General features: G+C 66.3%; 7 protein-coding genes. 3 read left to right on the top strand and 4 right to left on the bottom strand.

What is annotated here, in order from left to right:
- Window positions 1–287: 287 nt before the first annotated feature.
- Complete coding sequence (locus tag ACXJKH_RS13720) at window positions 288–980, bottom strand: type 1 glutamine amidotransferase domain-containing protein (RefSeq protein WP_457320056.1); 693 nt, start codon at window positions 978–980, stop codon at window positions 288–290.
- A gap of 114 nt (window positions 981–1094) precedes the next feature.
- Window positions 1095–1700, bottom strand: coding sequence for a TetR/AcrR family transcriptional regulator (locus tag ACXJKH_RS13715; protein WP_457320054.1), 606 nt, complete (start codon window positions 1698–1700; stop codon window positions 1095–1097).
- 113 nt (window positions 1701–1813) lie between these two features.
- On the opposite strand from ACXJKH_RS13715, the gene acuI reads away from it, so the two are divergent.
- Complete coding sequence (gene acuI / locus ACXJKH_RS13710) at window positions 1814–2800, top strand: acrylyl-CoA reductase (NADPH) (protein WP_457320052.1); 987 nt, start codon at window positions 1814–1816, stop codon at window positions 2798–2800.
- Window positions 2801–2814: 14 nt separating this feature from the next.
- Here acuI and ACXJKH_RS13705 read toward each other — a convergent pair whose 3' ends face one another.
- Both ACXJKH_RS13705 and ACXJKH_RS13700 read right to left on the bottom strand, forming a co-directional pair.
- Complete coding sequence (locus tag ACXJKH_RS13705) at window positions 2815–3186, bottom strand: response regulator (protein WP_457320050.1); 372 nt, start codon at window positions 3184–3186, stop codon at window positions 2815–2817.
- A gap of 123 nt (window positions 3187–3309) precedes the next feature.
- Window positions 3310–4374, bottom strand: a complete 1065-nt coding sequence (locus ACXJKH_RS13700; protein ID WP_457320048.1) for an SDR family oxidoreductase — start codon at window positions 4372–4374, stop codon at window positions 3310–3312.
- An 86-nt stretch (window positions 4375–4460) separates the two neighbouring features.
- On the opposite strand from ACXJKH_RS13700, the gene ACXJKH_RS13695 reads away from it, so the two are divergent.
- Window positions 4461–4841, top strand: coding sequence for a winged helix-turn-helix transcriptional regulator (locus tag ACXJKH_RS13695; RefSeq protein WP_457320046.1), 381 nt, complete (start codon window positions 4461–4463; stop codon window positions 4839–4841).
- Between the two features lie 98 nt (window positions 4842–4939).
- Window positions 4940–5209: a hypothetical protein gene (locus ACXJKH_RS13690; protein WP_256774246.1), complete on the top strand. Its 270-nt coding sequence runs from the start codon at window positions 4940–4942 to the stop codon at window positions 5207–5209.
- Window positions 5210–5407: the final 198 nt, after the last annotated feature.

The raw sequence follows: 5407 nt of genomic DNA, 5'->3' as shown, positions 1-5407 counted from the left end.
GGCGCGTGAGCGGATCGGACGGCATATCTTCCAGTCGTGGGCGCCGCAGGAGGTGGCGGACCTGGTGCGTTTGATGGACCGGTTTGCCAGTGCGCTGGAAGCGCAGGAACATGAGACGGGCAAGCAGGCGCCGGGCCGTTGAGCGACGTTCGTCGCCGAGCCGACCTTGAGGTCCGCTGCAGCGGGGTGGCGCAGGCCGTTCGAACGCGGGCGTAGCACTGTGAGCAGTCGGTGCCGCTCCCAGTCCAGGTGTCCGGTGCCGCACACGCGGCACCGGCCCAATCGCCTCAGCGCTTCGCTTCAGCACCCACCTGCTGCATCAGCACCGCCGCCGTCTCCGACGACGATCCCGGGTTCTGCCCGGTGATCAGCAGGCCATCGCGCACCACATACGAGCCCCAGTCCGGCCCCTTGGAGTAGTCGCCGCCGAGCGCCTTGAGCGTGTCCTCGACCAGGAACGGCACCACCTTGGTAAGACCGACGCCTTCTTCTTCGGTGTTGGTGAAGCCGGTGACCTTCTTGCCGTCAACGAGCGGCGTGCCATCGGCGGCCTTGACGTGACGCAGCACGCCCGGGGCGTGGCAGACCAGGGCGACCGGCTTGCCAGCGGCGATGAACGATTCGATCAGCGCGATGGAGTGGGTGTCTTCGGCCAGGTCCCAGAGCGGGCCATGGCCGCCGGGATAGAACACGGTGTCGAAGTCGGCCTGGTTGATGCTGTCCAGGCGGACGGTGTTGGCCAGTTGCGCATTGGCATCGGCATCGGCCTCGAAGCGACGGGTCAGCTCGGTCTGGAAATCGGGTTCGTTGCTCTTGGGGTCGAGCGGCGGCTGGCCGCCGTTGGGCGAGGCCAGCACGATCTCGGCACCGGCGTCCTTGAAGGTGTAGTAGGGCGCGGCGAGCTCTTCGAGCCAGAAGCCGGTCTTGCGGCCGGTGTTGCCGAGTTGGTCGTGGGAGGTAAGAACGATGAGGACTTTCATGGTGGTGCTCCTTGGGGGTCGATGCGGGATGGGGAGAACAGTAGACCGGTCGTCTAGTAAACGGGTGTGAAAAAAGCAGGTCGCCGATGAATCGCCTGCTGCGTGGCCTTCCCGTCAATGGGAGGGGTGGAGAATCCTGCGGGTGGTGCGCGCTGCGTCGTCGAACGGCTGGGTGTGGCGGACGATCTTGACCATCAGGCTGGCACCCAGCCAGAGCTGATACAGGCTCTGCGCCACGCCATCGGCCGGGTCGTCGGGCGCCAGCGAACCGTCGGCTACGCCGGCGGTGATCGCATGCGCCATCCGTTCGATGATCGCGGCAGTGCCGCGTTTGAGTGACGCCCGCATGCTCTCGGACAGGTCGGCAACCTCGGCACCCAGCTTCACCGCCAGGCACTTGCCTTGGCACTCTTCGAAGGATTGGTTGTCCCGCCACGCCTGGAAATACGCGTCCAGCCGTTGCGCACCGGTCTGGCCGGTCTGGCGGAAGATGCGGTCCATGTCGGCGAGGTAGGCGGCGAAGTACTCCTCGAGCAGGGCTTCCCCAAAGGCGTCCTTGGACCCGAAGTAGTGATAGAACGAGCCCTTCGGCACGCCGGCCGCGGTCAGTACCTCGTTCAGGCCGACGGCGGAAAACCCTTTGCCGCCCATGATCCGCTGGCCGGTGGCCAGGATCTTGTCGCGGACGTCGCTGGTGTCGATGGCGGGTGCAGGGCTCATGGGATGGACTGTACTCTCCATTAGACCGGTCGTCTAGTAATTCTTGAAGCGGCCTTCGACTGGATGCCCGGGCGATTTCACCGCACAGTGGAAGCACCCCCCCGGAGACCGCCATGACGTTCAATGCCCTGCTTGCCCGCAAAACCGGCGACACGATTGCCACTGACATCGTGGCCCTGGAAGAGCACGACCTCATGCCCGGCGACGTTACCGTGGCCGTGGCGTACTCCACGGTCAACTACAAGGACGCGCTGGCATTGTCGGGCCGCTCGCCGGTGATCCGCAGCTTCCCGTTGATCCCTGGCATCGATCTGGCCGGCGTGGTCGAGACCTCGAACTACCCCGGTATCGCGCCCGGCGATCGCGTGCTGGTCAACGGCTATGGCTTGAGCCAGACCCACCATGGCGGTTATGCGCAGAAGGCGAGGGTGCCCGGCGAGTGGCTGGTGAAGGTACCCRATGCCTTCAGCGCCCGGGATGCGATGGCGATCGGCACCGCTGGCTACACGGCGATGCTGTCGGTACTGGCCCTGGAGCATGGCGGGGTCACCCCGGACAGCGGCGACATCCTGGTGACCGGCGCCAACGGCGGCGCGGGCTCCATCGCCATCGCACTGCTGTCGGGGTTGGGCTACCGCGTGGTGGCGTCCACCGGCCGCCTGGAAGAATCGGCGTATCTCAAGGAACTGGGCGCGGCCGAGATCATCGACCGCCACACGCTGTCCGCGCCGGGTGCACCGATTGCCAAAGAGCGCTGGGCCGGTGCCATCGACGCGGTCGGTAGCCACACCCTGGCCAACGTGCTGGCGCAGATCCGCTATCGCGGTGTGGTCGCCGCGTTCGGGTTGGCGCAGGGGGCCGACCTGCCGGGCTCGGTGCTGCCCTTCATCCTGCGCAACGTGACGCTGGCGGGCATCGATTCGGTCAACGCACCGCTGGCGGCACGCCGGCAGGCGTGGGCGCGTCTGGCCACCGATCTGGATCCTGCCAAGCTTGCACGGACCACCCAGGTGATCGGACTGGCGCAGGTGCCGACCATTGCCGCGCAGGTTCTGGAAGGGCGCGTGCAGGGCCGCACGGTAGTGGACGTCAATGCCTGATCATCCGGCCCGGCTCAGGCCAGGTCGCGTACCGAACCCAGCACTTCTTCGGCGGTAAAGGGTTTGCGGATCAGGTTCACGCCGGGGTACAGAAAGTGCGGGCGATCGTCTATTTCGCCCGCATAGGTGGTCATCAGCAGGATGGGCATCGTCGGATACAGCCGGCTGGCGCGCTTTGCCAGGCTCCAGCCATCCATGCCCGGCAGGCCGATGCTGGAGAACAGCAGATCGAACGACGTCGCGCCGGTCAGGTGATCCAGCGCGGATTCGGCGTTGGCGGTGGACACGACGTCGAAACCGTCCGCATCCAGGATCGTGGTGGTCCTGGCGCGGAGGGCATCGTTGTCCTCGACAAGCAGGATGCGGCAAGGGGACGGATGTGGCACGGTGGCTGCCTCGCGGGAAAMGCATGCGGCGGGGGCCACACTTCGTCACCGAGGGTAGTGCGGACGGGCGTTAGTCCGTCGTGCATCCGGTGCCACGGATCCGTTACCCCATGCCGCGTCCGACTACGGAATCAGCCGCTGCGCGCGCAATCGCTCGAACAGCGCGAAGAACGCATCGTCGCTGGGCTGGTAGTCCAGGAAGCCCATCCGTCGGCTCTTGGACATATCGGTGACCACTTCCAGTGGCCGGCCCAGGTCGGCGTCGGTGTGCCACGGCGAGATCAGGCGATGGATGTCCTGCTCGACCAGCCCATGGGCGGCCGCCAGCGCCGACCATGCGGCGGCATCACCGGCCATCTGCTGCTCCAGCGGACGCACCTCGCCGGTGAAGGGGGCCGGCTCGAGATCGAACCACGTCGCGATCCGCGACCACATCCAGCGCCAGCGGAACACATCGCCATTGACCACGTTGAAGGCCTGGTTGGCGGCGGCGGGCGTCTGGGTTGCCCACAGCAGGTGTCTGGCGAGCAGACCTGCATCGGTCATGTCGGTCAGCCCGTCCCACTGTGCGGGCGAGCCGGGGAAGTAGAACGGACGCCCGCTGCGCTTGCACAGCGTGGCGTACACCGCCAGCGTCGTGCCCATGTTCATGGCATTGCCCACCGCCGCGCCGATCACCGTGTGCGGGCGATGCACGCTCCAACTGAAGCCGTCGCGCGCTGCAGCGGCAAATACCTCGTCTTCCTGTGCGTAGTAGAAGTTGTCCACCGCCAGCCGTGGCTGTTCCTCACGGAACGGCGTCTGTGGCAAGGCACCCTGCGCATAGGCTTCAAACGGCCCCAGGTAATGCTTCAGCCCGGTGACCAGCGCGACGTGCCGCACGCTGCCGGCCGGCCGCAACGCGTCCAGCAGGTTGCGCACCATCGCCGCATTGACGCGGATATTCTCGGCCTCATTGGCCTGGCGCGACCAGGTGGTGATGAATACATGGGTGGGTGCCAGCGCTGCCAGTGCCGCCTGGGTGGACGCGGCGTCATGCAGATCCGCGGCGACGCCCTGCGCGCCCTTGGGCAGCTGGTCTGGACGGCGGGCCAGTCCGTGGACCTCCCAGCCGGCGTCCAGCAGCCGCTGGATCAATGCACTGCCCACGATGCCGGTCGCCCCGACTACCAACGCTTTGTTCGTCACGATATGGCCTTTTCATTCTGTTTCAGGCGCACACAGTAGGATAGGCGCGCACCGCACGAAAGAAGGCACCAAATGGTAACCACGCGATGAAAACCGGCACTCCCGACGAAGAATGGCGCGAGGATTGCGCCCCGCGGCGGGTGCTGGAGCTGTTCAGCACCAAATGGACCTCGATGGTGCTGCACACCCTGGCCGTGCGCCATGCAGGCGCCGCGCGCAGCAATGCGCTGCACCGCAGCCTGCCGGCGATCTCCAAGAAAATGCTGATCCAGACCCTGCGCGAAATGGAAGCCGCAGGCATCGTGCTGCGCACCGAATTTCCCACCGTGCCGCCGGCAGTGGAGTACACGCTGACACCGCTGGGCCGGCAGCTGGTGGAGCCGATCGAGCTGATCTACGACTGGGCACGGCGCAATGCCAGCGCGCTGGATGCCCTGCAACCGCGCACCACCTCACGCCGCCGGTAGTGCCACGCCACGCGTGGCAGCCCTGGACAACGGCGCCAGACCCGCCCGGATCGCGGTATATTTCGCGCCCTCCCCATATTCAGCCCTGAGCTTCCGTCATGACCACGCCCCGGAAACACTACAAACACCCCGCCGAATCGGACATCGGCCACGGCACGATTTACCTTGAGGCACAGGGCGATGTGATCGTGCGGCAGGTCGAAAGCTACCGCAGCGTGCTGGTCTGGGCCGACAAATCCGGGCAGGCCGATGCGCGCTTCCCGATGTCCGATCAGCCTTTGTCCTGGCTGGACCTGGATTCGGATGACAGCATCACCGCCACCGAATTCGAAGCCGTCTGGAAGCGCGCCAAGGCTGTTTCTGGTTGAGCTGAGCGTCACTGCGCGCGGCTTGGGCAGCTCACCGCCCGCACCGGTGACCGGTCTTGTCGTCCCGGCGTCATTGCTTGTAGAGTCGGCTCTCGCCGAGGTCTGGATGACCTGCGGCAGGGAGCCGGTAGCGCCCAGCGCAGCCGGAAATGGAAAGGGAGGTCCGGGCCGGCGCGGCAGCGTGGACCGGAGAAGCAG

The organism is Stenotrophomonas sp. P5_B8, assembly GCF_054049855.1.
The sequence above is the reverse complement of the archived record's forward strand: the minus strand, read 5'-3'. Positions and strand labels throughout refer to the sequence as shown.